Annotated in this window: 16 protein-coding genes, 1 tRNA gene and 1 pseudogene; 8 read left to right on the top strand and 10 right to left on the bottom strand. The window is 71.8% G+C overall.

Annotated elements, in window-relative coordinates:
* Positions 1–12: 12 nt before the first annotated feature.
* The 3 genes and pseudogenes from KCH48_RS00495 to KCH48_RS00485 all read left to right on the top strand — a co-directional run.
* Positions 13–549: pseudogene (locus tag KCH48_RS00495) on the top strand (zinc-binding dehydrogenase); the annotation flags it as partial.
* 146 nt (positions 550–695) lie between these two features.
* Positions 696–8,810: a type I polyketide synthase gene (locus KCH48_RS00490; RefSeq protein WP_210569224.1), complete on the top strand. Its 8,115-nt coding sequence runs from the start codon at positions 696–698 to the stop codon at positions 8,808–8,810.
* Entirely contained in the window at positions 8,807–10,312 is a 1,506-nt protein-coding gene (locus KCH48_RS00485) for a tryptophan 7-halogenase (RefSeq protein ID WP_210569222.1), read from the top strand. Before KCH48_RS00490 ends, KCH48_RS00485 begins: the two co-directional genes overlap by 4 nt.
* A gap of 492 nt (positions 10,313–10,804) precedes the next feature.
* On the opposite strand, the gene KCH48_RS00480 is transcribed toward KCH48_RS00485, so the two are convergent.
* Together KCH48_RS00480 and KCH48_RS00475 are read right to left on the bottom strand one after the other, a co-directional pair.
* A tRNA-Pro gene (locus KCH48_RS00480) sits at positions 10,805–10,878 on the bottom strand.
* Positions 10,879–10,921: 43 nt separating this feature from the next.
* Positions 10,922–12,355, bottom strand: coding sequence for an MFS transporter (locus KCH48_RS00475; protein WP_210569219.1), 1,434 nt, complete (start codon positions 12,353–12,355; stop codon positions 10,922–10,924).
* 203 nt (positions 12,356–12,558) lie between these two features.
* Between KCH48_RS00475 and KCH48_RS00470 the strand changes: the two genes are divergently transcribed.
* Complete coding sequence (locus tag KCH48_RS00470) at positions 12,559–13,137, top strand: TetR/AcrR family transcriptional regulator (protein ID WP_210569217.1); 579 nt, start codon at positions 12,559–12,561, stop codon at positions 13,135–13,137.
* A gap of 92 nt (positions 13,138–13,229) precedes the next feature.
* Here the strand turns inward: KCH48_RS00470 and KCH48_RS00465 are convergent, their stop codons facing one another.
* The 7 genes from KCH48_RS00465 to KCH48_RS00435 all read right to left on the bottom strand — a co-directional run bounded on the left by KCH48_RS00465 (position 13,230) and on the right by KCH48_RS00435 (position 18,793).
* Positions 13,230–13,598, bottom strand: a complete 369-nt coding sequence (locus tag KCH48_RS00465) for a hypothetical protein (RefSeq protein ID WP_374104648.1) — start codon at positions 13,596–13,598, stop codon at positions 13,230–13,232.
* Positions 13,595–14,593 carry a catechol 2,3-dioxygenase gene (locus KCH48_RS00460; protein WP_210569215.1) on the bottom strand — a complete coding sequence of 333 codons (999 nt, stop codon included), beginning with the start codon at positions 14,591–14,593 and terminating at the stop codon, positions 13,595–13,597. The genes KCH48_RS00465 and KCH48_RS00460 overlap by 4 nt, the downstream gene beginning before the upstream one ends.
* Positions 14,590–15,657, bottom strand: coding sequence for a 4-oxalomesaconate tautomerase (locus KCH48_RS00455; RefSeq protein ID WP_210570851.1), 1,068 nt, complete (start codon positions 15,655–15,657; stop codon positions 14,590–14,592). The genes KCH48_RS00460 and KCH48_RS00455 overlap by 4 nt, the downstream gene beginning before the upstream one ends.
* Before the next feature lie 26 nt (positions 15,658–15,683).
* Complete coding sequence (locus KCH48_RS00450; protein ID WP_210569213.1) at positions 15,684–16,388, bottom strand: 4-carboxy-4-hydroxy-2-oxoadipate aldolase/oxaloacetate decarboxylase; 705 nt, start codon at positions 16,386–16,388, stop codon at positions 15,684–15,686.
* Entirely contained in the window at positions 16,385–17,143 is a 759-nt protein-coding gene (locus KCH48_RS00445; protein WP_210569211.1) for a PIG-L deacetylase family protein, read from the bottom strand. The genes KCH48_RS00450 and KCH48_RS00445 overlap by 4 nt, the downstream gene beginning before the upstream one ends.
* Before the next feature lie 46 nt (positions 17,144–17,189).
* Entirely contained in the window at positions 17,190–17,840 is a 651-nt protein-coding gene (locus KCH48_RS00440) for a GntR family transcriptional regulator (RefSeq protein ID WP_210569210.1), read from the bottom strand.
* 98 nt (positions 17,841–17,938) lie between these two features.
* On the bottom strand, positions 17,939–18,793 hold the full coding sequence (locus KCH48_RS00435; RefSeq protein ID WP_210569207.1) for a LysR family transcriptional regulator: 855 nt from the start codon (positions 18,791–18,793) through the stop codon (positions 17,939–17,941).
* A gap of 68 nt (positions 18,794–18,861) precedes the next feature.
* Between KCH48_RS00435 and KCH48_RS00430 the strand changes: the two genes are divergently transcribed.
* On the top strand, positions 18,862–19,761 hold the full coding sequence (locus KCH48_RS00430) for a DMT family transporter (RefSeq protein WP_210569206.1): 900 nt from the start codon (positions 18,862–18,864) through the stop codon (positions 19,759–19,761).
* A 61-nt stretch (positions 19,762–19,822) separates the two neighbouring features.
* Here the strand turns inward: KCH48_RS00430 and KCH48_RS00425 are convergent, their stop codons facing one another.
* On the bottom strand, positions 19,823–20,587 hold the full coding sequence (locus tag KCH48_RS00425) for a sugar isomerase domain-containing protein (RefSeq protein WP_210569204.1): 765 nt from the start codon (positions 20,585–20,587) through the stop codon (positions 19,823–19,825).
* Between the two features lie 158 nt (positions 20,588–20,745).
* Between KCH48_RS00425 and KCH48_RS00420 the strand changes: the two genes are divergently transcribed.
* The 3 genes from KCH48_RS00420 (at position 20,746) to KCH48_RS00410 (ending at position 26,605) form a co-directional block, all read left to right on the top strand.
* Positions 20,746–21,630, top strand: a complete 885-nt coding sequence (locus tag KCH48_RS00420) for a MurR/RpiR family transcriptional regulator (protein ID WP_210569202.1) — start codon at positions 20,746–20,748, stop codon at positions 21,628–21,630.
* A 119-nt stretch (positions 21,631–21,749) separates the two neighbouring features.
* Positions 21,750–25,979 carry an NEW3 domain-containing protein gene (locus tag KCH48_RS00415; protein WP_210569201.1) on the top strand — a complete coding sequence of 1,410 codons (4,230 nt, stop codon included), beginning with the start codon at positions 21,750–21,752 and terminating at the stop codon, positions 25,977–25,979.
* On the top strand, positions 25,976–26,605 hold the full coding sequence (locus KCH48_RS00410; protein WP_210569199.1) for a peptidyl-prolyl cis-trans isomerase: 630 nt from the start codon (positions 25,976–25,978) through the stop codon (positions 26,603–26,605). Before KCH48_RS00415 ends, KCH48_RS00410 begins: the two co-directional genes overlap by 4 nt.
* Positions 26,606–26,716: the final 111 nt, after the last annotated feature.

Here is a 26,716-nt window from a genome sequence, read left to right as displayed (position 1 = left end):
GTCAACACATATGTACGGGTGTTCACGGAGAAGACGCTGGTGGCGGCCGGGCAGTGCACCAAGGTCGACCCGAGTGTGGCGCCCCAGGTGGCCGGCCTGCTCGGCTGTGGGGTGGTCGGAATCGGTGCCGCGATCAACACCGGACAGGTCGGCCGCGGCGACACGGTCGCGGTGATCGGCTGCGGCGGCGATGCGGCGGTGGCCGGGGCGAATCTGGCGGGCGCGGCGTAGATCATCGCGGTGGACATCGACGACCGGAAGCTGGAGACGGCCCGGGCGATGGGCGCCACGCACACGGTCAACTCCCGTGAGACGGATGCGGTGGCGGCGATCCGTGAGCTGACCGGCGGGTTCGGCGCGGACGTGGTGATCGAGGCGGTGGGCCGCCCGGAGACCTACAAGCAGGCCTGCGACGCCCGCGACCTGGCCGGCACGGTGGTCCTGGTGGGGGTGTCCACCCCGGAGATGAAGCTCGAACTGCCGCTGCTCGATGTGTTCGAGCGCGGCGGCGCGCTGAAGTCGTCCTGGTGCGGCGACATCCTGCGCTCGGTGGTGGTGCTGTGACATCGGCATGACGCAACGCCGGTCGCCGAAACATTCGATCATCCGGCCGACCTGCCCCTACCCTCAATACCGTTGCTCTGCAAGGAGATTGACGGCGGCCGTGCTGCGACACGTGCCGGAGGGGCGGGTACATGACGCGCGACGAGCTGATCCGTCCGCTGCCGGAACTGCTGAAGGCGCATGTCGCGAGGTCACCGTTGCGCGTGGCGTACGCCGACGACGCACGGGGCGTCACCTACGCCGAGTTGGAGCGGCGCACCGGCCGGCTGGCCGCGTATCTCGCGGGGGCGGGTGTGCGGCGCGGGGACCGGGTCGCGATCTGTCTCGGCAACTGCGTGGAGATGGTGGAGAGCGTCCTCGCCACCGTCCGGGGGGCGGCGGTTGGCGTCCCCCTCAACCCCCGGTCCTCGGACGCCGAACTCGACCACTTCCTGAAGGACAGCGGGGCCTCGGTCGTCGTCACCGACCGCGCGCACCTCGCCCGGCTGCACCGCGCGGGCGCCCTGCACGGCCGTATGCGCGTCCTGCTCACCGGTACGGATCCGGTCCCGTCGGACGCCCCCGAGGGCACGGTTCTCTTCGAGGAGGTGGCCGAGGCGGAGCCCGCCGTCCCGCCCCGGGACGACCTCGGGCTCGACGATCCGGCCTGGATGCTCTACACCTCCGGCACCACGCACCGGCCCAAGGGTGTGCTGTCGACGCAGCGCGCGGCCCTGTGGTCGGTGGCTGCCTGTTACGCGCCGATCTTCGGGCTCTCTCCCGAGGACAGGCTGCTCTGGCCGCTCCCGTTGTTCCACAGCTTCGGGCACTCGCTGGCGATCCTGGGGGTCACCGCGGTCGGCGCGAGCGCCCGGATCACCGGCGAACTGCTGCCGCCCGGGGGCCTGTTGAGGGAGTTGCGCGCGCCTCACGCATCCCTCGGCGGCTCCTACACCGTCCTGGCAGGGGTGCCCGCCGTCTACCACCAATTGGTGGCGTCGGCGGCCGAGGACACCTCGCCCCTGGCGGGTCTGCGGACGTGCGTCGTGGCCGGCGCCCCGAGTGCGCCGACCCTGCGGCGGGCGGTGGAGGACCTTCTGGGGGCGCCGCTGCTCGACGCGTACGGCAGTACCGAGACCTGCGGGATGATCGCGGTGAATCGGCCGGACGGGCCGAGGGTCGACGGGTCCTGTGGGCCGCCGGTCCCGGGGATGGACGTACGGCTGGTCGATCCGGGCTCTGGCAACGATGTCGCGGACGGCGACGAGGGCGAGATCTGGACGCGTGGTCCGAGTCTGATGACCGGTTACCACAACCAGGCCGAGGCGACGGCGGCCGCGCTGCGGGACGGCTGGTACCGCACCGGTGACCTGGGGCGGCGCGTCGCGCACGGCCATCTCACCCTCACCGGCCGGGTCAGCGAGCTGATCATCCGGGGCGGGGAGAACATCCACCCCACCGAGATCGAGCAGGCCCTGCTGCACTGTCCCGGTGTGCGGGACGCGGTGGCGGTGGGCAGGCCGCACGACGTCCTCGGGGAGGTCCCGGTGGCCTACGTCGTTCCGGGACCGGACGGGTTCGACCCGCGGCGGGTACTGGCCGCGTGCCGGGGGCGCCTGGCCGCGTACAAGCTGCCCGTCGAGATCCGCGAGATAGCGGCCGTCCCGCGTACGGCGTCCGGCAAGATCGCCCGCCACGCGGTCCTGCCGGACCTGGCCCGGCCGGCGCCCGAGGTCCGCCCCGACTCCCCGACGGCGGCCGACGGTGCCCTGCGCCGACGGCTGCTCGCCCTCCCGCCGGAGGGGCGGGAACGCGCCCTGCGCGAGGCGGTGCTCGCGGAGACGGCCGGGGTGTGCGGTGAGGGACCGTACGAACGGCTCGACGCCGACCGCCCGTTCACCGATCTCGGGCTGACGTCCGCGGGAGCCGTCACGTTGATCGACCGGCTCGGCGAGGCGACCGGGCTGCGGCTCCCCCCGACGCTGATCTTCGACCATCCCACTCCGACCGCCCTGACCCGGCACGTGCACGACATTCTCTTCACCCCGGCGCCCACAACTGTGCCGCACCTCGCCGCGGGAACGGGAGCGGACGACCCCGTGGTGATCGTCGCCATGGGCTGCCGTTACCCCGGCGACGTGCACTCCCCCGACGATCTGTGGCACCTGGTGACGGAGGGCCGGGACGCGATCTCGGGCTTCCCCGCCGACCGGGGCTGGGACCTGCCCGCCCTGTACGACCCGGACCCGGACCGGGTCGGCACCTCGTACACCCGCAGCGGCGGATTCCTGCACCGGGCCGCGGAGTTCGACGCGGGCCTGTTCGGGATCTCGCCGCGCGAGGCGCTGGCCATGGACCCGCAGCAGCGGCTGCTGCTCGAGACCTCGTGGGAGGTCTGGGAGCGGGCGGGCATCGCCCCGGCGGCGCTGCGCGAGAGCGACACGGGTGTGTTCGTCGGTGTGATGCACGGGGACTACTCCGCCCGCCTGACGCGGAACGAGCTGGAGGCCCATCTGGCCCTGGGCTCGGCGGGCAGCGTGGCCTCCGGCCGGATCTCGTACGTGTACGGCCTGCGCGGGCCGTCGATCACCCTCGACACCGCGTGCTCGTCCTCGCTGGTGGCACTGCACTGGGCGGCCGGGGCGCTGCGCTCCGGCGAATGCTCCCTGGCCCTCGCCGGCGGCGTCACCGTGATGGCGACGCCCAAGGCGTTCACGGCCTTCAGCCGACAGCGCGCTCTCTCGCCCGACGGCCGCTGCAAGTCGTTCTCGGCCTCGGCGGACGGCACCGCCTGGGGCGAGGGCGCGGGACTGGTGCTTCTGGAGCGGCTGTCCGACGCCCGCCGCAACGGACACCCGGTCCTGGCCGTGCTGCGCGGCTCCGCCGTCAACTCCGACGGTGCGTCCAACGGCCTGACGGCCCCGAACGGCCAGGCCCAACAGCGCCTGATCACACGGGCGTTGGCCGACGCCGCGCTCAGCGCGGACGACGTGGACGTGGTGGAGGCACACGGCACGGGCACCACGCTCGGCGACCCCGTCGAGGCGGGGGCCCTGCTGGCCACCTACGGACAGGGGCGGGCCGAGGACCGGCCGCCGCTGTGGCTGGGCTCGGTCAAGTCCAACCTGGGGCACACCCAGGCGGCCGCCGGTGTCGCCGGGGTCATCAAGATGGTGCAGGCCATGCGGCACGAACAGCTCCCGCGCACGCTGTACGCGAAGGAACCCACCCCGCACGTCGACTGGTCGGCAGGCCGGGTGGAACTGCTGGCCGAGTCCCGGCCCTGGCCGGTGACGGACTCCGGGCCGCGCCGGGCCGGCGTGTCCGCCTTCGGCATCAGCGGGACCAACGCGCACGTGATCCTGGAGGAGGCCCCGCGGCCGCCCGACACCGGACCGAGCACCGCGGAGGTGCCGGTGCCCTGGCTGCTCTCCGGCGCCGACGAGGCCGCCCTGCGGTCCCAGGCCCGCCGTCTCGCCGCCCATGTGGCGGCCCGGCCCCACCTGTCGTCCACCGACGTCGGCTTCTCCCTGGCCGTGTCGAGGTCCCCGCTCGCCCACCGGGCGATGGTTCCGGCCGACGACCGGGCGCGGACGCTGACCGCGCTGGAGGCGCTCGCCGACGGCACCGACGCGGAACGTGCCGTCGCCGATACCGGCGTCCGTACGGCCTTCCTGTTCACTGGTCAGGGCTCTCAACGTGCCCGTATGGGTGCGGAGTTGCGTGCCACGTTCCCCGCCTTCGGCTCGGCCTTCGACGAGGTCTGCCGGGCACTGAAAGGCCGCCTGGAACACCCTCTCGACGTGGTGCTGTCCGCGGAGCCGGGTGCGCCGGAGGCAGCCCTGCTCGACCGTACGGACTTCACCCAGGCCGGTCTGTTCGCGTTCGAGGTGGCGCTGTTCCGGCTGCTGGAGTCCTGGGGAGTGCGCCCCGACTTCCTGGCGGGGCACTCTGTGGGGGAGCTGGCGGCGGCCCATGTCGCAGGAGTGCTGGACCTGGCCGACGCGGCGGAACTCGTAGCGGCCCGTGGCAGGTTGATGCACGCCCTGCCCGATGGCGGTGCGATGGTGGCGCTGCACGCGACGGAGGAGGAAGTTCTCGCCGTACTCCCCACGCGCGGCGACCAGGTGGCGATCGCCTCGGTCAACGGGCCACGCACGGTGGTGATTTCGGGAGTGGGGGACGCGGTGCTGGCCGTGGCGGCCGGATTCGAGGCGCGAGGTCGCAGGACCGTACGTCTGCGGGTCGGCCACGCCTTCCACTCGCCACTCGTGGAACCGATGCTCGACGACTTCCGCCGGGTCGCCGAGGGGCTGACCTTCCGGCCGCCGCGGATCCCGGTCGTCTCGGCCGTGTCGGGCCGCCCGGCCGGGGCCGGGGAACTGTGTTCGCCGGAGTACTGGGTGAGGCACGCCCGTCTGCCGGTACGGTTCGCCGACTCCGTGCGATGGCTCGGAAGCAACGGGGTGTCGGCGTTCCTGGAGATCGGCCCGGGTCCCGCGCTGACCGCCGCGGCCGAGGACTGTCTGACCGACCCGGACGAAGAGGGCCCCGCCCCGGTGTGTGCCGCCGCCACCCGCGGTGGCGATCCCGAACCGAAGACCCTGCTCGCCGCCGTGGCCCGGCTCCATGTGCGCGGAACTCGCGTCGCCTGGCCCTCCGTGTTCGCGGGCAGCGGTGCACGGCACGTGGACGATCTGCCGACGTACGCCTTCCAGCGGCAGCGGTACTGGCTGGACGCGCCACGCACCCCCGTCCCCGCCGCGGATCCGCACGAACACCCGCTGCTGGGCCCGGCGTTCGCCGTGCCGGACACCGACCGGACGGTGTTCTCCGGCCTGCTCTCCACCACCACCCACCCGTGGCTCGCCGACCATGTGATCGGCGGGACGGCCCTGGTCCCCGCGACAGGGTTCGTGGAGATGGCCGTACGGGCGGGCGGCGAGGTCGGCTGCGGCACGCTCGACGAACTCGTGGTCCTGGCCCCGCTGATCCTGCCCGCGGCCACGGGCGTTCGCGTCCAAGTCGTCGTGGGCCCGGCGGACGACTCCGGCCGGCGCCCGGTCGACTGCTACGCCCGGCCCGCCACGGACGACTCCGAGCCCGGCTGGACCCGGCACGCCACAGGGCTCCTCGGCGGCACGGAGACCGCCCGGCCGGAGACGGAACCGGCGGTGTGGCCACCGCAGGACGCGACCGAGGTCGACCTCGCCCACGCGTACGACAGACTCGCGGACGGCGGTCTCGCCTACGGCCCGGCCTTCCGGGGCGTACGCGCGGCCTGGCGGCGCGGCGACGAAATCTTCGCGGAAGTCCGCCTGCCCGACGTCGAGTTGGGGCACGCCGACCGGTTCGGGATCCATCCGGCGCTGCTGGACGCGGCCCTGCACGCCCCGCTCCTCACGGGCTCGGCACCCGACTCCGACACGGTCCGGGTGCCGTTCGCGTGGAACGGCGTACGCCTGTACGCGACGGGTGCGTCGGAGGTACGCGTACAGATCACTCCGGGCGGGACGGACGCGGTCTCGGTCACCCTGACCGACCCGTCGGGGCGCCCGGTGGCGCACGTGGACTCCTTGACCACGCGTGAACTCCCCGCCGAGACGGTCGAATCGGCGACCGACGTCGTGCGCCGGGCCCTGTTGCGCCCCCAGTGGACCGCGGTCGAGGAATCGGAGGGCGAGCGGCCCGTGGCTGGCGTACGCTGGGCGCTGGTGGGCCCGGACGAGCTGGACCTGCGCGGGTCACTCCCCGACGTCGTGGGGACCGACGCACCCGAACCGGACACTGTCGTCGTCACGGCCGTCGGCGGCGGCCCGGTGACGGATGCCGATCCACTGCCCGCCGTACACCGGCTGACCGGCAGGGTGCTCCGTACCCTGCAGGACTGGCAGGACGACCCTCGGACGGCGGGCTCCCGGCTGGTGGTGGTGACGCGGGACGCGACCGCACCCGACCCGGATCCGGCCGGGGCCGCTGTGTGGGGGCTGGTGCGTGCGGCACAGGCGGAGCTGCCGGGGCGTGTCGTCCTCGTCGACGTGGACGGGCGGCCGGAATCGCTGCGGCTGCTCCCAGCGGCGGTGGCCGGCGATGAGAGCCAACTCTCTGTTCGCAACGGGCACTTGGCGGTGCCGCGCCTGATCGGCGCCGACGACCTCTCCGCCAGCAGCGGCAGCTTCGGGCCGGACGGCACGGTCCTGATCACCGGGGGTACCGGCGCGCTGGGCGCGGAAGTCGCCCGCCATCTCGTGGCCTCCCACGGCGTACGGCACCTGCTGCTCACCGGTCGGCAGGGGCCACAGGCGCCGAATGCCGAGGAACTGCGCGTCATGCTGGAGGAGTTGGGTGCCGAGGTGCGGATCGTGGCCTGTGACGCGGCCGACCGCGCCGCGCTCGCCGAGGTGATCAACGGGTGCTCGCCCGCGCTGACCGGCGTGGTGCATGCGGCGGGGGTGCTGGACGACAGTGTCCTTGCCGCGCTGACACCCGAGCGGATGGCGGCGGTGCTGCGGCCGAAGGCGGACGCGGCCTGGCATCTGCACGAGCTGACCCGGCACCTGGACCTGTCGGCGTTCGTCCTGTTCTCCTCGGTGTCCGGCCTGCTGGGCCGCGCCGGCCAAGGCAACTACGCGGCGGCGAACGTCTTCCTGGACGCCCTGGCCCGGCACCGCTCCCGACTGGGGCTGCCCGCCGTGTCCTTGGCCTGGGGACCGTGGGAGCACGGGGCCGGCATGGCCGGTGGGGACGCGGGGGTCCCGAGCCGGACGGCTGGTGCACGTGCGGGTGCAGGTGTCCCGAACCGGGCGGCCGCTGATGTGCTCCGGGCGCTCTCCGTGGAGCAGGGCCTGGCCCTGTTCGACGCGGCGCTGCGCGCGGGCGAGCCCGTACTGGCGCCGATCCTGCTGGACCGGGGGGCTCTCAGGTCCGCCCGGGGCCCCCTGCCGCCGCTGCTGCGCGGACTGGTGCCGCCACGCAGGCCGGCCGCCGGAACCGGGGATGGTGCCGGTACCGACTCTTCGCCCGGTGCGGAGCAGCTCTCGGAGCCGGGTGCGTGGCGCAAGGTGCTGGCCGGGCTGCCCGCCGCCCAACGGGAGGACGCCCTCGCGGAGTTGATGAGCGCCGACGTGGCGACGGTCCTCGGCTACCCGGATGCCGACGCGCTGCCTACCGGCAAGTCCTTCGCCGAGCTGGGCTTCGACTCCCTGATGGCGGTCCAGGTCCGCAACCGGCTGAGCATGGCCCTGCGGCTGAGGCTGTCCGCCGCCGTGGTGTTCGAGCACCCGACAGCCCAGGGGCTGGCCCGCCACGTACTCGGTCTACTGGAGGACCTGCCCGACGTCGCACCGGAGCCGGAGCGCGCGCCTACGGACGACCGGCCCGCGCAGACGCTCTCCTCGCTCTACCGGCGGGTCTGTGAGGCCGGGCACGTGGTCGCGGCGATGCACATGCTGGTCACGGCCTCCTGGGCGATGCCGACCTTCGGCCCGGACGCCGGCCGGGAGCACGCCCTGCCTCCGCTGCGGCGCGCCGACGGTTCCCCTGAGGGGCCGGTACTCGTCTTCCTCACCGGGTACCACCCGCCCTTCGCCGCGCCCGGTGGTGAATTCGCCGGATTCCACGCCCACTTCCAGGGCGAACTGGACGTCCTCGAACTCCCGCACCCCGGCATCGGGGCGGGCCGTGCCGTGCCGGCCGACCGGGACACGCTCGCCCGGACGCACGCGGAGACGGTGCTGCGGCACGTCGGCGACCGGCCCTTCGTGATCGTCGGCGTGAGCACCGGAGGCGCGGTCGCCCACGCGGTGACCCGGCGACTCGAAGCCATGGGGAGCCCGCCCGTCGGACAGGTGCTGCTCGACACGTACCTCATCAACGACGGCAACAGCGACAAGGACTGGCTGCTGTCCCTGCCCGCTGTGATCGCGCCGCGCCTGGGCGGGAACCAGTTCACCGGGGACGAGGACACCGGGGTGGCGGCGCTGGGCGCGTACACCCGCATGTTCCTGGACTGGGAGCCGGAGCCGGTCGCCACCCCCACCCTGCTGGTTCGGGCCACCCGGCCGACGCCCGCGATGGAGGCGGGCGCGGCCCCGGACGAGTGGCGGACCTCCTGGCCGCTGCCGCACACCAGTGTCGATGTCCCCGGCGACCACTTCTCGTTCATGCGGGAACACACCCGGACCACGGCGGCGGCCGTCCGCACCTGGATCAATTCCCTCGGCCGCACGGAGGCTCCGTCGGCGCCGACCGCAGGAGGAGAGCAGTGAACCCCGACCATGAGACCGGAGAGACCTGGGAGAGCGAGGAGTTCGACGTGATCGTCGTGGGCGGCGGCCCGGCCGGTTCGACCGCCGCCACGGCCGTGGCCCTGCGGGGCCACCGCGTCCTCCTGCTGGAGCAGCAGACGTTCCCCCGGTACCAGATCGGCGAGTCGCTGCTCCCGTCCACCGTGCACGGGGTGTGCCGCATCCTGGGCGTCGAGGAGGAGGTGGCGCGGGCGGGCTTCAAGCCGAAGCGCGGCGGGACCTTCCGTTGGGGCCGGAACCGGGACCCGTGGCAGTTCTCCTTCGCCCTGTCCCCGCGGCTGGCCGACCCGACCTCGTTCGCCTACCAGGTCGAGCGGTCCCGGTTCGACGCGATCCTGCTGGACAACGCCCGCCGGGTCGGCGTCGACGTACGGGAAAGCTGCCGGGTCAAGGGCGTACTCGCCGACGAGGAGCGCGTCAGGGGCGTCAACTGGACGGGCCCCGCCGGGGAGATCCGCGAGGCCCGGGCCCGTTACGTCGTGGACGCGTCCGGCAACGGCAGCCGGATCCACGGCGAGGTCGGCGGCAGGCGGACGTACTCCGACTTCTTCCGAAACATCGCGGTGTTCGGCTACTTCGCCGGCGGCGCGCGGCTCCCGAAGCCGAACGACGGCAACATCTTCTGCGCCGCCTTCGACGAGGGCTGGCTCTGGTACATCCCGCTGAGGGACGACCTCACCAGCGTCGGAGCGGTCGTCGGCCGGGACAACGCCGCCGCGATCCAGCAGGACCCGGTGACGGCCTGGCGCGGGCTGATCGACTCCTGCCCGGAGGTCCAGGACCTCCTGCACGGGGTGCCGCAAGCCACCGAAGCGCCGTACGACCAGGTGCGGGTCCGCAAGGACTGGTCGTACTGGAAGTCACGGTTGTGGCGGCCCGGCATGGTGCTGGTCGGCGACGCGGCGTGCTTCGTCGACCCGGTGCTGTCCTCCGGAGTGCACCTCGCCACGTACGGCGCCCTGCTCGCGGCCCGCTCCATCAACAGCGGCCTCGCCGGAACGCTCGACGAGGGCCGCCTCTTCGACGAGTTCGGGGCCCGCTACCGGCACGAGTACGGCCTGTTCCACGAGTTCCTGGTCTCCTTCTACGACATGCACCAGGACGAACGGTCGTACTTCTGGAAGGCACGCAAGGTCACCCACGTCGACTCGACGGAACTGGAGGCGTTCGTCGACCTGGTGGGCGGACTGGCCTCCGGCGACACGTCCCTCGCCGGGCCCGGACAGGCGGGTGCCCGGCTGACGACCACCGCCTCGGAACTCGACCAGGCCGTCGGCCGGCTCCCGGACTCCGACGGCCTGCGCAATCCGCTCTTCGAGTCCGCCTCGATCCGCCAGGTCTTCCAGGAGGGCACGGTCCTCCAGGAACGGGGCCTCTTCGGCGGCCCGTTGGAGGAGGAGACCCCGCTGCGCCCCGGCGGTCTGGTGGCCTCGGAGGACGGACTCACGTGGGTGGCCGAGTGAACCTTTGCGACCAGGCCGAGGTGCACCTGGAGGGCTGACGACGGACGGCTTTGCGCCCTCGACCAGCCCCGATGGTGGGTCTCCTGGGCGCGCTCGGCAGCGGCGCTGGCCCCGTAGCGGCGCGGGATCTCCTCCGAGGGCCAGCCGAGCAGCATCATCAGATCACCGGTGTCACCCCCGGCGCAATTCCACTCGTGGGCGAAGGTGTACCGCCATCGGTGCGCGTGTAGCTTGACCAGCCCGGCCGCAAGCCCCCGACGCTTGAGCATGATCTCGATGCCGTTGGGCGCCAGCCCTCCGGCTCGGCCAGCCACAGATCCGGCAGAAGAGCCGCCTTGTGCTTGTTCAGCACCGTCGACGCCGACCGCGTCTCGATTCGGCGTCGTCGCCGGCCTCCGTGCCGATGAGCGGCATGCTCAACTTCGAAGATCGGAAACGACCCACACGAAAAGGGCCCCCACAGGCTCTCGCCTGCGAAGACCCTTCGTGCCGTCGGGACGACAGGATTTGAACCTGCGACCCCTTGACCCCCAGTCAAGTGCGCTACCAAGCTGCGCCACGTCCCGGCTGCGCGTCCCGCGGGGTTCCGTGGGAACGCGCAGGTCAACCCTAACGCACGCGTACGGGTACTGACGCCGTGTCCTCGGCGGCGCGGGCACGCGCGGTCAGGCCGGAGGCTCGTCCGACGGGGACCAGCAGGGCGGCCAGTGCCGCGGCGAGGCAGAGGAGGGCCAGCAGGGCGAAGCCGTGGGTGTAGCCGGATTCGTAGGGCAGGCCGGAGGGTTGGAGGTGGCCGGTGACCAGGACGCTGGTGACTGCGGCGCCGATGGAACCGCCGATGGTGCGGATGTTGGCGTTCATGCCGGTCGCGGCGCCGGTCTGGTCGGCCGGGACGCTGCCCACGATCAGGTTGGCCATGGAGGCGAAGGCCAGTCCGATGCCGAGGCCGAACACGCCTGCCACGAAGGCGACTTGCCACTGCTCGTCGTGCCAGAGAGCGAGGAAGCCGCAGGCGAGCGCGCCGAGCGACGCACCCGCTGTGAGCAGTGTCTTGGCGCCCAGGACCGGTTCCAGGCGGCCGCTCAGCATGCCCGAGAGGAACATCGCGACGAGCATCGGCAGCATGAGCAGTCCGGCGGCGGTGACGCTGGAGCCGAAGCCGTATCCGGCGGAGCTGGGGGTCTGCACGAATCCGGGGAGGAAGGACCAGATCGCGTACATGCCCGCGCCGAACAGCAGCGCGGCGGTGTTGGTGGTCCACACGGCGGGCAGCCGCATCACGCGCAGGTCGATCAGCGGCGTGCGCGAGCGGGATTCGACCAGCAGCCACAGCGCGAAGAGCGCTACGGCGGCGGCGAACAGGCCGATCACCCGGGTCGAGCCCCAGCCCCAGAGGCTCGCCTGGCTGAGCGGCAGCAACAGAGCCACCAGCCAGGCCGACAGCAGCCCGGCGCCGAGCCAATTGACGTTCCCCGCGGCCCGGTTGGGCGACTCGGGTACGTAGCGCAAGGCGATCAGCGTGGTCACGGCGACGATCGCCACGGGGATCCAGAACAGCCAGCGGTAGTCGAGCGCGGACACGATGGGTCCGGCCGCGACCATGCCGACGCCGCCGCCCGCGGCGATCACCGCGGACAGGGTGCTGATGCTGCCGCTCACCTGGGACGGGGCGAACTCGTCCCGGATGATGCCGAAGGACAGCGGGAACAGCGCGCCGCCGACGCCCTGGACGACCCGGGCGACGATCAGTACGCCGATGGTCGGCGCGAGTGCGGCGAGCAGACAGCCGACGGCCACGACGGACAGGACGGCGACGAGGGTGCGTTTCTTACCGATCAGGTCGCCGACGCGGCCGAGGATCGGCGTGAAGATCGAGGCGGACAGCAGATACGCCGTCATCACCCAGGTCGCGGTGGCCTGCGAGGTGTCGAGCGCGTGCTGGACGGTCGGCAGGGCCGGCGCGATCAGTGACTGCAGCATGGCGAACACGCCGGCACCGCTCGCGAGGACCGCGAAGGTGAGACGGGTGGACTTGCGGGGCATGGAGAGCCTCTCCGAATCCGAACAGGGTGCGGCCGAGAGCGTCCGGTCGCGGACGAGTGTGAGGGGAAGAGGGTGAGGGGTCTTCGCGTCGTAGACGTCACGCGTCCACGGCGAACGGACCCCGCACTGCTAAAGTGGAGGTACCCCTCCACTGTAGCGGAGGCATACCTCCGCTTCAACCTGTCCGCCCCTGGGAGGCAGCAGTGACGGCCCAGCCGTACCCCGTCAGCGAGATCGTCGCGTCGCGCCGGCCGCACCGTAAGGACGCCGCGCGCAACTACGACGCGCTGCTGGTGGCCGCCCGTGAGGCGTTCGCCGAGCACGGCGCGGAAGCCTCCCTTGAGGACATCGCGCGGCGGGCGGGCGTCGGCATCGGCACGCTGTACCGGAACTTCCCGACCCGCCGCCATCTGTTCGAGAGCGTGTACGCGACCGAGGTGAACGACCTGTGCCAGGTCGCCGTGGCGGTCGCCGACCGGGAGCCGTGGGAGGCGCTGACCTCGTGGCTGCGGCGGTTCGTCGACTACACCGTCACCAAGCGGGCCATCCGCGAGGCCCTCAACAACGAGTCGGAGATCTTCCTGGCCTGCCGGGAGTCGATGTACGCGGCGGGCGGCCCGCTGTTCCAGCGGGCGCAGGAGGCGGGCGAGGCGCGCAAGGACATGAACTTCGACGACCTGCTGCGGATGGTCTCGGGCATCACCGCGACGCACTTCCTCGACGAGGCCCAGCGCGACCGCGTACTGACCGTCGCGCTCGACGGCGTACGGGCCAGGGACTGAGCGGTCCCCCGGCCAGGGCGGTCCGCGGGCCTCGGAGCCCTTGGACGGACCGCACACCGACCCCGAACTTCGCCGCACTCTCCCTCAACTCATCAGTGCGTGGCCGCCAGTTCCTGCTGCACACCGGCCCCCGTGGACCGCTTCGGGCCGCGCAGTGAGGCGATGCCGATGAAGACCATGGAGGAGAGGCCGGCGATGGCGAAGGCGGTGAAGCCCCAGTCGCCGTGGTTCGCGGCGAGGAGCCGGCCGCCGAGCCAGGGGCCGAAGACGGCGCCGAAGCGGCCCATGCCGGAGGTCCAGCCGACGGCGGTGGCGCGGCTGTCCGGGGTGGAAAGGATGGAGACGGTCGCGTAGATCATCGTCTGGGCGCTGTTCAGGAAAACGCCGGTGAGGAAGACGACGATCATCGTCACGCTCATCGGCATATGGACGCTGAGCAGAAAGACCCCGGCGGCGGTCAGCGCGAACCAGATCGCCGAGATGCGCGGGGCGCCGAAGCGGTCGGCGGCCCGGCCGGCGGCGTCCCGTGCGTGTGGAACGACTCGATGGTCTTCAGACCCCAGGCCTGGCCCTTCTTCCGCTCCTCCTCGGTCCAGGTGATCAGCGGCCAGTCGGGGGCCAGGACCAGCCGCGTGAGCGGGTTGCACAGCTCGATGCGGTTGCCGCCCGGCTCGTAGACGTAGAGGAAGAACGTCTGCTGGATGGCGTGCTTGTGCGGTCCGGTCTCGATGAACACACCACTGTCGATGGCGAGATCGGCGGCGCGCAGGATCTCCTCGCGGGTGTCCGTGGCGAAGGCGATGTGGTGCAGTCGACCGGTGGAGCCGGTCCAGTCCGAGGTGTAGACGACGTCGTACGACTTGTTCGTGAAGGTCAGCCAGCGGGCGGCGATCTTCCCCGTGTCGAGCCGGATCTGCTCCGTGGGTCGTGCGCCGAGGAGCTGTTGCTGGAACTCCGCGTTGGCGAGTACGTCGGCGGCGAGGAAGTTGATGTGGTCGAGCCGGCGTACGCCCACGCCCCGGTTGGGCTTGGCCTGGGGCTGGTTCTTCAGCGCGGGCCGCAACTCCTCGGGGGCTTCGTAGTGTTGGCTCTCCCAGTACAACGCGTGCTCGTGGCCGTCCGGGTCGGTCGTGACGTAGAGCTTGCCGAGGCCGGGCTCGTCCTCGACCCAGGTGCCGGTGCCGCCGGCGTCCTCGATCGCGCCGACGCGTCGCTGAAGGGCCTCCTCGCTGGAGGTGCGCAGTGCGAGCCGGCCGAGGCCCGGCTGTTCGCGGGCGGTGAGGACGAGGCTGTGGTGTTCGTAGTCGTCGAAGGTCCGCAGGTAAACGGTGTCTCCCTGCTGCCCGTTGACGGTCAGGCCCAGGTAGTCGGTGAAGAAGGCGACACTGGCGTCCAGGTCCGGGGTGAACAGCTGGGCGTGGCCGACATGGGCGATGTCACCGAGCGGCGGGGTCATGGTGTGCCTCCAAGCGGTGGTTCGGCAGCGCGGGGGAAGACGGTGCCGTCGAAGATCTTCCGTGCGGTGCGCACGACGGCGGTGCGGCGGACCACGGGAGCGGTCTGAGCGGATCCGGGCTCCACGGTGGTTTCGATGTCGAGGAATCCGGTGGGGTGCTCGATGCGTACGCGCTCGCCCTGGCCGGGGGGTTCCGCGATCCCCTCCCCCACGCCGCCGGGCACGAGCAGCCCCGCCGCCACGCTCGCGGCGCCCAGGACGCCGATGGAGGTGTGGCAGCGGACGGGGATGAAGGTGCGGGTCGTCACCGCACCGCCGTCCCGGGGCGGCGCGAGCAGGCTGAGCTTGGGCACGGTGGCGCCGTCCACGTCGGCCAGACCCATCAACTTCCCTGCCTCCAGCCGGATTTCGCGCAGCCTGTCGACGAGGGTGACGTTCTCCTCCAGGTCCTTGGGCGCCTCGTAGCCGGTGACGCCGAGGGCGGAGGCGGGGATCAGCACGGTCGGCATCCCGTTGTCCACGCAGGTGACCTCGGTACCGGCGACGGTGTCGCGGACGTGACCGGTGGGCAGCAGCGGGCCGGCGCCCGGCGGGAACTCGATCACGACGGCAGCGGCTGCGCCCGGCACTCCGGAGATCTCCGCGGAGCCGGTGTAGTCGACCCGGCCACCGGGGGTGGGGAAGGTCGCGACGGCCAGCTCTCCGGTGTTGAGCATCCGGATGCGTACGGTCGTCTCGGCGTCGTCCGCGTCGACCAGGCCGCGTTCCACGGCGAAGGGACCGACTCCGGCGAGGACGTTGCCGCAGTTCTGATGGTCCGTCACTTCAGGGTGGTCGACGGCGACTTGGAGGAACAGGTAGTCGACGTCCGCCTCGGGACCGGCCGAGCGGGAGATGACGGCCACCTTGCTGGTGAGCGGGTGCGCGCCGCCCAGGCCGTCGATCTGGCGCGGGTCGGGGCTGCCCATGACCCGCAGCAGCAGGTCGTCGCGGTCACCGGGATCGGCGGGCAGGTCGTCGGCGAGGAAGTAGGCGCCCTTGGAGGTGCCGCCGCGCATCAGCATGCAGGGCACTTCCTCGGGCCCGTGGCTCACGACCGCTCCCCCGTGTATTCCTCGTAGGTCCGGTACTCGACGCCGAGCCGCCGCAACGTCTCCCGCAACCCGTAGCGGTCCAGGCCCAGTTGTCCGTCGAGGAAGGCGGCGCGGGCCTTGGCCTCCTTGGCCTCGCGAGCCGCGGACGCCTCGACGGTGGCGCGGACGCGCTCGCGCGGGACGACCACCACGCCGTCGTCGTCGGCGAGGATCGCATCGCCGGGGCGGATCACCTGGCCGTCGATCGCGACCGGTACGTTGACCGAGCCGCCGGTGGTCTTGACCGTGCCCTGCGCGGAGACCGCCCGGGACCAGGCCGGGAAGTCCATCTCGCGCAGCTCCTGGGTGTCGCGGACACCGGCGTTGCTGACCAGGCCACGGACGCCCCGCCGTCGCAGCGCGGTGGCGAACAGTTCGCCGAACATGCCGTCGGTGGACGGGGAGGTGGTGGTGACGACGAGGATGTCGCCCTCGCCGCACTGCTCGACGGCCGCGTGGATCATGAGGTTGTCGCCGGGCCAGCTGAGCACGGTGACGGCCGTACCGGCGACACGCACGCCCTGCTGGATGGGGCGGATCTCCGGGCCGAGCAGACCGGTGCGCCCCAGCGCCTCGCTCACGGTGGCCACGCCGAATCCGGCGAGCGCCTCGACGTCCTTGGCGTCGGCCTTCGGCGGGTCGGTGACGATCACGCCGCTCATGCCAGCTCCTTCGCGATCTGCGGATAGGGACGCATGAACGCCTCGGCCATGGTCTTGTGGGCAAGGCCCAGGTTGGGTCCGGCGTTGCGCTTGAGCTGGACGCCGCGGCGCACGGCGAGGTCGGTGTAGTAGTCCCACAGGTGCTGCTGCGCCCCGAGGCACTCCATCGCCTTGCGCTTGGTGTCCCACACCTCGGTGATGTCGAGCAGCACCTCGGGCTTGAAGCCGCTCATCTCGGGCTGGTGCGGCTCGAAGTAGAAGACCGGCGGGGCGCCGATGATGTCGCCCTCCCCCGGGTAGCCGATGGCCTGGGCGAGGATCCGGGCTTCCAGGGCCATGCGGTTGGCGGCCGGGTGGTCGCCGTTGTACGGGTCCTCCGTCGGGTGGGTGAGGACGACATCGGGCTGCGTCTCGCGGTAGACCTCGACCAGTCGGTCGGTCAACTCCGCTGTGGGGACCAGTGGATAGTCGCCGGCGTCGAAGAAGCGGACCTCGGCGCCGAGGGTTTCGGCGGCGCGCTCGGCCTCGTCCCGGCGTATCGCCTTGATCTCCTCCAGTTGCTTGCCCTCGCGCCACGCCTTGGCGGACTCGCCGCGCTCGCCGAAGGCCAGGCAGGCGATGGTGACCCTCTCCCCCCGCGAGGCGGCCAGGGCGATGGCTCCGCCGGCCCGCCACACGAAGTCCCCGGCATGCGCGGTGACGACGAGGGTCGACCGTGGTGGTGGAGTGGTGGCGGGCGCTTCGGCATGCGTCATTGCGGAAATCTCCTTGATGGACAGAGGGGCGCCCGCCCCGCGCGCGTCAGTCCTGCAACGCGTCGATCACGCTGGTGAGGTGGGCGCGGACGGCCGCTTCGGCCGCCTGGGGGTCCCTGGCCCTGATCGCCTCGATCATCGCCAGATGCTCGTTCAGGGATTGCTGCGGACGACCGGGCCGCAGGGCCAACTGGAAGCGGTGGCGCACCAGTTGGGCATTGAGCCGCTCCAGCAGCTCCACGGCCGTGCGCTGGCCGGAGAACTCCCGGATCCTGGCATGCAGTTCCTGGTTCAGTTCGGAGTACGTCATCGGCTCGCCGTCGGCCACGGCCTTGCTCATCGCCGTGCCCAGGTCCGCCAGTTCCATCAGCTGCTCGTCGCTGGCCGCGACGGCCGCCTTCGCCGCGCACAGCCCCTCGAGGACCATCCGGCACTCGGTGATGGCGACCGCTTCCTCCACGGTCACCACCCGCACCCGCGAGCCGCGGTTGCGGATCCGCTCCACGAGGCCCTGGGCCTCCAGATCGATGAGTGCCGCACGGATGCTCGCCCGTGTCACATCGAACTGCTCGGCGAGTTCGTTCTCCACCAGTCGCTGTGCCGGTGCCATCTCGCCGTGCAGGATCGCCTGCCGCAGCTGCGCGAGCGCATGCTGTTTGGCCTGCTCTCCGGTGCTCGGACGGGCTTGTTTCGGCATCGTGTGCCCTCCCTGAGTGAGTGCCTGTCGAACGTAAATCTAGCCAAACAAAATTGTCAACAATTTTGTCCGGCGTATTGCCCCCATGTCCCCTGCGCTCAACCCTCGCGGTACAGCTCGGTGACCAGTTCCATCACGGCCTGCGCGGCGGGATGCGGGTCGTCCCGCCACCAGGCGAGGCGTACGGCGATCGGCTCGGCGTCGCGCACCGGGCGATAGACGACGCCGGGCCGCGGATACTGGTTGGCGGTGGACTCGGCCGTGATGCCGATGCCGCGGCCCGCGGAGATCACGGTGAGCCAGTCGTCGATGTCGTGGGTCTCCTCGACGGCCGGGCGGGAGTCCGGCGGCCACAGGTCCGCGGTCGTGGTGCCGGTGCGGCGGTCGACGAGGAGCGTGCGCCCGGCGAGGTCGGCCAGCCGGACCGAGCGGCGCCGGGCCAGCGGATCGTCGCCGGCCACCGCACACAGCCGCCGCTCCAGACCGACGATGGCCGACTCGAACCGCCGATCGTCCACGGGCCGCCGTACGACGGCCAGATCGCAGGCGCCCTCCGCGAGTCCGGCCGTGCCCGAGTTGACGCGGACCAGGTGCAGATCGGTCTTCGGACGCAGCTCGGCCCAGCGGCGCTGGAAGGCGACGGTGTGCCGGCCGAGCGCGGACCAGGCGTAGCCGATCCGCAGCTGGGCATGGCCGGACGCGGCCTCCCGCACCAGGTCGTCCACCTCGGCGAGCACACGCCGGGCGTGCGCCACCACCCGCACCCCGGCCCCGGTCGGGGTCACCTCGCGCGAGGTCCGCCGCAACAGCCGTACGCCCAGGGCCTTTTCCAGCGAGGCCAGGGTGCGGGAGACGGCGGCCTGGGAGACGTCGAGGGCGAGGGCGGCGTCGGTGAAGGTGCCCTCGTCGACGATCGCGACGAGACAGCGCAGCTGCCGCAGTTCCACATCCATGCGTCCAGCGTATAGATCCCGAGCCGGATGCATTTTGCGCAAGTGGGGAACGGGCGCACGATCGGAGCATGCAAGGAGCACCCGCACGCCCCGCCGCATCCCTGTCCGCCGCCGGACCGCTCCCGGCCCCGGAACGGCCCCCGCTCGCCGGGGTGGCCACGATGGCGGGCAGCGGGCTGTCCAACCAGATCGGGGCCGCGATCGGCTCGCTCGCGTTCCCCGTGATCGGCCCCGTCGGTGTCGTCGCGGTGCGCCAGTACGTCGCCGCGGCCGTCCTGTTGGCCGTGGGCAGACCTCGGCTGCGGTCGTTCACCTGGGGGCAGTGGTGGCCGGTGCTGCTGCTGGCCGTGGTGTTCGGGACGATGAACCTGTCCCTGTACAGCGCCATCGACCGCATCGGCCTCGGGCTGGCGGTGACGCTGGAATTCCTGGGTCCGCTGAGCATCGCGCTCGCGGCCACGCGGCGGCGCCTGGACGCCTGCGGGGCGCTGCTCGCCGCGGCGGGGGTCGTCGTCCTGATGCGGCCGCAGCCGTCGGCCGACTATCTCGGCATGGGGCTGGCGCTGCTCGCGGCCCTGTGCTGGGCGTCGTACATCCTGCTCAACCGGACCGTCGGACGGCGTATCCCGGGAGCACAGGGTTCGGCAGCCGCGGCCGGGCTGTCCGCGCTGATGTTCCTGCCGGTCGGGCTCGTCGTGGCGGTCCAGCATCCGCCGACCCTGATGGCCACCGCGTGTGCCGTGGCCGCGGGGGTGCTGTCCTCGGCGGTGCCGTATCTGGCCGACCTGTTCGCGCTGCGCCGGGTGCCGGCGGCGGCGTTCGGGCTGTTCATGAGCGTCAATCCGGTGCTTGCGGCGGTGGTCGGGTGGGTCGGGCTCGGTGAAGGGCTGGGGTGGATGGAGTGGGCGGGTATCACGGCGGTTGTCATCGCGAATGCGCTCAGCGTGCTTGCTCGGTCGGACCGGTAGTTCTTCGTCTGCGGCGCCGTTGTGGCTGGTCGCGCAGTTCCCCGCGCCCTTTGGGGCGCTACTAGCTCGCGGTGCGACGGATGCGGCCCGCGTATCGCTTCTCCAACTCCAGGTTGCCCTCGAAGCCGCCCGGCACGTTCGCCGAGACGTACACCGGCGGGCGGTCACCGGAGGCCAGGAGGAGGGAGGCTGCCTCGGCGACTGTCATCTGGATGAGCATCACGCCGGTGAGGGTGGACAGGGCGCAGATGGCGCCGCCGCCGGGGAGTTCGAGGAGGGCGTCGCCGCGTGGGGCCGCGTTGTCGAGGACCACGTCGGCGATGTCGGCGAGCTTCTTGCCGCTCGGGTGGGCGGCGGGGACGGCCCGGGTGTGGGGGAGGGAGGTGATGGCCAGGAGCCGGTGGCCTGCTTCCTTGGCGTGCAGGGCCATTTCGACGATGACGTTGTTGACGCCGGAGTTGGAGATGATGACGAAGAGGTCCTCCGGTCGGGGGGCGGCGAGGTCGTAGATCCGCTGGGCGACTCCCGCCTGGCGCTCCAGGAGCGGGTCGTCGAGGACGCTGGGCGGGTCACCGCCGTAGAGCACGAGGTCGGCGATGCTGAGGCGGTTCGTAGGGACCAACCCCCCGGCGCGGCCCGCGAGTTCGAGGACCATGGCTTGGGAGTGGCCGGTACCGAAGGCGTGGATGACGCCGTCCGAGCGCACGCACTGGGCGATCAGTTCGGCGGCGCGCGTCACCTCGCCGCCGGCGGACTCGGTGATGCGGTGGAGGGCGGCCATGCCCTCGCGGGCGAAGCCCTGGGCGCTCACGGACTCGACGGACACGGGATACTCCCCACTGGTGGATTGAACCACCTCACACAACAGCGCAGATGAATCAATAAATCACACGCCGTGGGTCGCGAGCAATGAGGAAGCGCACCCTTGCCGTTGGGTCCTGGAATTCAATCGGTGACCTGAACGGTGGCTGTTACCTTCGTCGTATGCCTGCCACGGACGTCACCACACTGATCCGCACCGAGCTGCCCCGGCTGGCCGGCTCACTGCGGAAGGTCGGCGAGCTGATCCTGGAGGATCCGGCCGCCGTCACCCACTGCTCGGCCGCCGAACTGGGCCGCCGGACCGGTACCTCCCAGGCGACGGTGACCCGGTTCTGCCGGGCCATCGGGCTCGACTCATACCAGCATCTGCTGATCGAACTGGCCCAGGAGCGCGGCCGCGGCGAGGTCTCGGACTGGGGCACCGCCGAGATCGGCCCCGACATCGCCCCCGACGACAGCCTGGAACGGGTCGTGCAGGTCGTCGGCACCGCGGATCTGCGCGCGGTCCAGCAGACCATCGACCGGATGGATCTCGACGCCGTCGAGCGCGCGGCCCAGGCCACGGCCCGTGCGCGCCGCATCGACGTGTACGGAGTCGGCGGAAGCGGGGCCCTGGCACAGGAGACCGAGACCCGGCTGTTCCGCATCGGCTGCGCGGTGCGAGGTTGGACCGAGGTGCATGGCGCGGCCACTTCCGCCGCCCTGCTCACCCCGGCAGACGTCGCCATCGGCATCTCGCACTCCGGAGCGACCCGGGAGACCATCGAGCCGTTCGAGATGGCCAAGGAGCGCGGTGCCACCACCGTGGCGATCACGTCCGACCCCCGTTCCCCGCTCGCCAAGGCCGCAGACATCCGGCTCATCATCTCCTCCTCGGAGACCAGCTTCCGCGCCGAGAGCATCGGCAGTCGGCACTCCTCCCTGCTCCTCATCGACTGCCTGTACGTCCGCGTAGCCCAGCTCTCCTACCAGCGGGCCAGCGCGTCCCTGGCGCTGACCGACCACATCACTCCGCGGCATGCGGTGAAGTCCCGGCGCACCCGCTGAGCCGAGCGCCCGGCGCGACCGCCGTGCATGGATGAACCACCGAGGAAACCTACAGATGGTTGTTTGAATCATCCCCTCGGTGCCAGGATGGGGCTCCGCCGAGCACTCGTAGGAGCCCCATGCGCGTCCTCTCTGTCGAGTCCACCGACCTGTTCGTCGGTACCGCCGAGCAGCCGCACCAGGTCGTGATCGCCGGGATCGAGCACGTCCCGGGCAGGCCGGTCCGCCTCGCCGTGGCGGGTGCGGAGGTGAGCGGGGTGGCGCTCGCCGCCGTCGGGGAGGACGGCACCGTACGTGTCGAGATACCCGTGTCCGTCGACGGCCTCGCGCCCGGCGACCGCCGCGAGATCACGGTCACCGCCTCCGACGAGGACCAAGTGGCGCGGCTCACCGCCGAGTTCACGGTGGCGGAGCCCGGCTGGACCATGTTCATGGTCAGCCACTTCCACTACGACCCCGTCTGGTGGAACACCCAGGGCGCCTACACGGAGACCTGGGACGTGGCCGACGACCCGGCGACGACCGGTCTTCCGGCCCGCACCTTCGACTCGCGCGGCCAGTCCGGGATGAGCCTCGTGCGGGCCCACTGCGATCTGGCGCGGCGCGATCCGGCGTACACCTTCGTGCTCGCCGAGGTCGACTACCTCAAGCCCTACTGGGACGCCTTCCCCGAAGAGCGCGCGTTTCTACGGCAGTTGCTGCGCACCGGGCGCATCGAGATCATGGGCGGCACCTACAACGAGCCCAACACCAATCTCACCGGCGCCGAAGCCACCATCCGCAACGCCGTCTACGGCGACGGCTTCCAGCGCGGGATCCTCGGCGCCTCGCCCGAGACGGCATGGCAACTCGACGCCTTCGGGCACGATCCGCAGTTCCCGGGGCTGATGGCGGACGCAGGGATCTCCTCCAGTTCGTGGGCGCGCGGGCCGTTCCATCAGTGGGGACCGACCCTCTCCGTGTTCGGCGAGGAGCCCCGGGACCCCGGGCGGATGCAGTTCCCGGCGGAGTTCAACTGGATCGCCCCGTCCGGGCGCGGACTGCTCACGGCGTACATGGTCAACCACTACGGCGCCGGCTGGGCGATCGACAACGCGCCCACGCTGCCGGAGGCGGAAGCAGCCGCGCACAAGCTCTTCCAGGGGCTCAAGAAGGTCGCGCTCACCCGCAACGTCCTGCTCCCGGTCGGCGGCGACTACGCCCCGCCGTGCCGCTGGGTCATGGACATCCACCGGGACTGGAACGCCCGTTACGTCTGGCCGCGCTTCATCAGCGCCGTGCCCCGCGACTTCTTCGCCGCCGTACGGGACGAGCTGGAAGCCGAGGGACGGAAGGCCTCACCGCAGACCAGGGACATGAACCCCGTCTACACCGGCAAGGACGTCTCCTACATCGACACCAAGCAGGCCCAGCGGTACGGCGAGACACTCCTCGCCGACGCGGAGGCCTGGGCGACACTCGCCTCGCTCGTCACCGGGCACCCCTATCCGGACGCGGCCCTCGACAAGGCGTGGCGGCAGCTGATCTACGGCGCCCATCACGACGCCATCACCGGCTCCGAGTCGGACCAGGTCTACATCGATCTGCTCACCGGCTGGCGGGAGTTGTGCGACCTCGCCGAGACGGTGCACGCCGACGCGACGCAGTCGCTCGCCGACGCCGTGACGCCCGCCGAGGGGGCGGCGGACCTGGTCGTCTTCAACCCGGCGACCTGGGAGCGGCGGGACGTCCTGACGGTCGCGGACCCCGGACAGGTCCCGCTGGACGACACCGGCCATCCCCTGCCCGCCGTGCGCGAGGAGGGTCAACTGCACGTCGTCGTACCGGAGTTGCCCGGCATGGGCCTCAAGGCACTCCCCCTCGCCGAGGGCACGGTGCCCGAGTGGACGAGCGGCGAGGGCACCACCATCCGCAACGAGTTCTACGAGGTGACGGTCGCCCCCGAGCGCGGCGGCGCCGTCAGCGGCCTGCGCGTACTGACCGAGGGCGGGCGGGAGTTGCTGCGCCCCGGCGACATCGGCAACGAACTCGTCGTCCAGGAGGAGTACCCGAGGCACCCCCGCTTCGGTGAAGGCCCCTGGCATCTCACCCCGACCGGCACCACCGCCGCCCGCAGCGGGGACGTACCCGCGGACATCCTTGTCGAGGAGTCCGCCGCCGGATCGCGGATCACCGTCAGCGCCGACCTCGGTCTCTTCCGGTACACGCAGCGGCTGTGTCTGTGGCGGGGCGTCGACCGGCTGGACGTGTCCACCACCATCGACGGGTACGACGGCGCCGACCGGCTCATCCGGGTCCGCTGGCCGTCGAACGTGCAGGGCGGGCTGCCGGTGCACGAGGTGGCGGATGCCGTGATCGGGCGTGGGTTCGGGTTCGTGGAGGTGGACAGCGAGCGGTTCCCGTGGACACTGGACAACCCGGCGAACACCTGGTTCGCCCTGGGGTCCACGGCCCGCGTGGCGCTGAGCGACGACACGGGCAGGTTCCTCGGGCACCGCTCGATCGGGGTCGCCGAACTCGTCTACGCGGACTGGGACGAGGCCGGGGAACTCGGCACCCTCCTCGCGGCGGCCCTGGTACGCGCGGGAGTCACCGCGACCTCGACGATCGCCGGCGGGCCCCGGTACGGGGACCTGGAGGTGGACTCCAACCTGCCCGACATCCGGATCGCCGTCGGCGGCCCCGACCGCAACTCCCTGGTCGCCGAGGCCCTCGGCTGGGATCCCGCCGCCGGACGCGAACTACGGCGACAGCTGGCCGACCGCGGGATGGCGGCCGTGTGGGTGGCGCCGCGTGCCGGGCTGCGCGAGGAGTGGGTGCCGGGAGCGGACCTCCGCGACCTCGAACGGCTGCCGCTGCTCGTGGTGGCGGGCGCCCGCCCCGAGGACGACGCCAAGGCGGTCGACGCGCTGATCGCCGACTTGGACGACGCCGTCGTCCACGCCACGGCGGCGGGTGGCGGCGAGGCGCTGCCGCCGGGCGACGCCTGGGACGGGCACGGCTTCGCCGTCCTCAACCGGGGCACGCCCGGCTGTGTGGTCACCGCCTCCGGCGACCTCTACATGTCCCTGATGCGCTCCTGCACCGGCTGGCCCTCCGGCATCTGGATCGACCCGCCGCGGCGCACCACCCCCGACGGCTCGGGGTTCCAACTCCAGCGCTGGTCCCACACGTTCGAGTACGCCGTCGTCGCGGGCGAGGGCGACTGGCGGGAGCTGGGACTGCCCCGGGCCGGTCATGAGTTCAACCACCCGCTCACCGCCCGGATCCGGCGGTCCTCCGACGAACCCGGCATACCGAGGACGGCGACCCTGCTCTCCCTCGAACCCGCGGGCGAGGTACTGCTCGACGCCCTCAAGCCACTCGGCTCCCCACTGGCCCGCGGCAGCGCGGCATCCGCGGACCCGGCCCGCGGAGTCGTCGTACGGATGCACGAGGTCAACGGACGGCCGGTGCACGCGCGCGTGCAGGGGCCCCGGGACTGGGCGGAGGGCACGCGGGCGGACGTACTCGAGACGCCGGGCGAACCCCTGGCACCGAATGCCGACGGCGGTCTCGATCTGGGCCTGACCGGCTTCGAGGTCGCCACGGTCCTGGCCAGGGCCACCGCCGCCCGCACGTCCGACGGTCCCACCGTCGCCGCCCACGAACCCGCCCAGCCGATCCACACCCGCTACTGGCTCCACAACTCCGGCCCCGCCCCCCGCGGCAACATGCCGGTCTCGGTCTTCCTCTCCCCCACCGCCCTCACCGCCACCGGCCCGGTCACGGCCACCGTCCGCATCGGCTCCGAACTCACCGACGCCCCGACATGGGGCACCGTGACCCTGCACGCACCACCCGGCTGGTCCACCACACCCGCCGAACTCCCCTACGCCCTGGGCCCCGGCGGCTTCACCCTCACCGAGATCACGGTGACCCCGCCCCTCGACCCCGAGCCGGGCCGGCACTGGCTCGCGGCCCGGCTGCAGTACGGAGGGCAGGTGTACGAGGATGTCGTGGCCCTCGACGTGCCAGGCACCCCGCCAGGACCAACTCTCCTGCCAGAGCTGGCCGTTGAGCGCGTCGCCGTACCCCGCGGTGAGCGCGTCCGAGTCCCGGTCACCGTGCACAACACCACCCGCGGCCCCATCAACGGAACCCTGTGGGCCGTGTCCTCCTGGGGAACCTGGCCCGGAGTCACCCCCGCCTGCCAGGGCTTCACAGTGGCCGCCGGGGAACACCTGGAGTGCGTGATCGAGGTGGACGGCGAATCGGTCCCGCCGGGCTCGTACTGGCTGATGGCCAAGCTCGCCTGGCACGGCTGCGTCGCCTACACGAAGGCCGTGGAGCTGGAGGTGAGCCCATGACGGAACACGCGGCGCTGATACACGGCGAGCCGATCCCGAGGGACCGTGTGAACGCCTTCTTGAAAGCGCCCCGTAGGGGCGCGGGGAACTGCGCGACCAGCCACAACGAACCCGCACACGAACGACAAAGACGCCGCTGGGCAACACAAGTGGTCGTCGCCGATGAACTGGCCCAACAGGCATGCAGGGAACGGGGTTTGACGCCCCCGGACCAGCTGTCGCCGTCGCAGACACTCACCGTGGCCGAACCCGACGTAGCCGACCTGGGCAGCATCGTCGCGGCAACCCTCGCCCACTCCCCCGCCGCACGCACCCTCCTCGCCGACCTGGAGGACAAGCAACACGTCCCGGAGACCGACGTACAGGACTACTACCACCGCAACCGGGACCGCTTCCTCACCCCGGCGGCACTACGGCGCGGCATCGACCCGTTCGGCGTGACCGCACCGCAGGACTTCGTGCCGTACACGCAGGCCCGCGACGGCATCGCGAGCGAGTTGCGCCGCGCGGCAGCGCACCGCGCCTTCTTCGACTGGTTCGACCGCGCCCGCGCCGACGTGGAGTACGCCGTCGGCCATGAACACCCCGGCGACCCCTCCCATCCGGACCACGAGCACCGGCACTGACCGCCCGACTGATCACCGGCGGAACCTAAAAGCAACATGGCAACCCATTGACCTCCGATGAATTGTGGTCCACATTTTCATCAATCGGAGTCGAAGTTGGTTAATTGAACC

It is taken from the genome of Streptomyces sp. GESEQ-4 (assembly GCF_017948455.1).
Lineage (GTDB): Bacteria > Actinomycetota > Actinomycetes > Streptomycetales > Streptomycetaceae > Streptomyces.
This window is presented reverse-complemented; position numbering and strand designations above follow the sequence as displayed.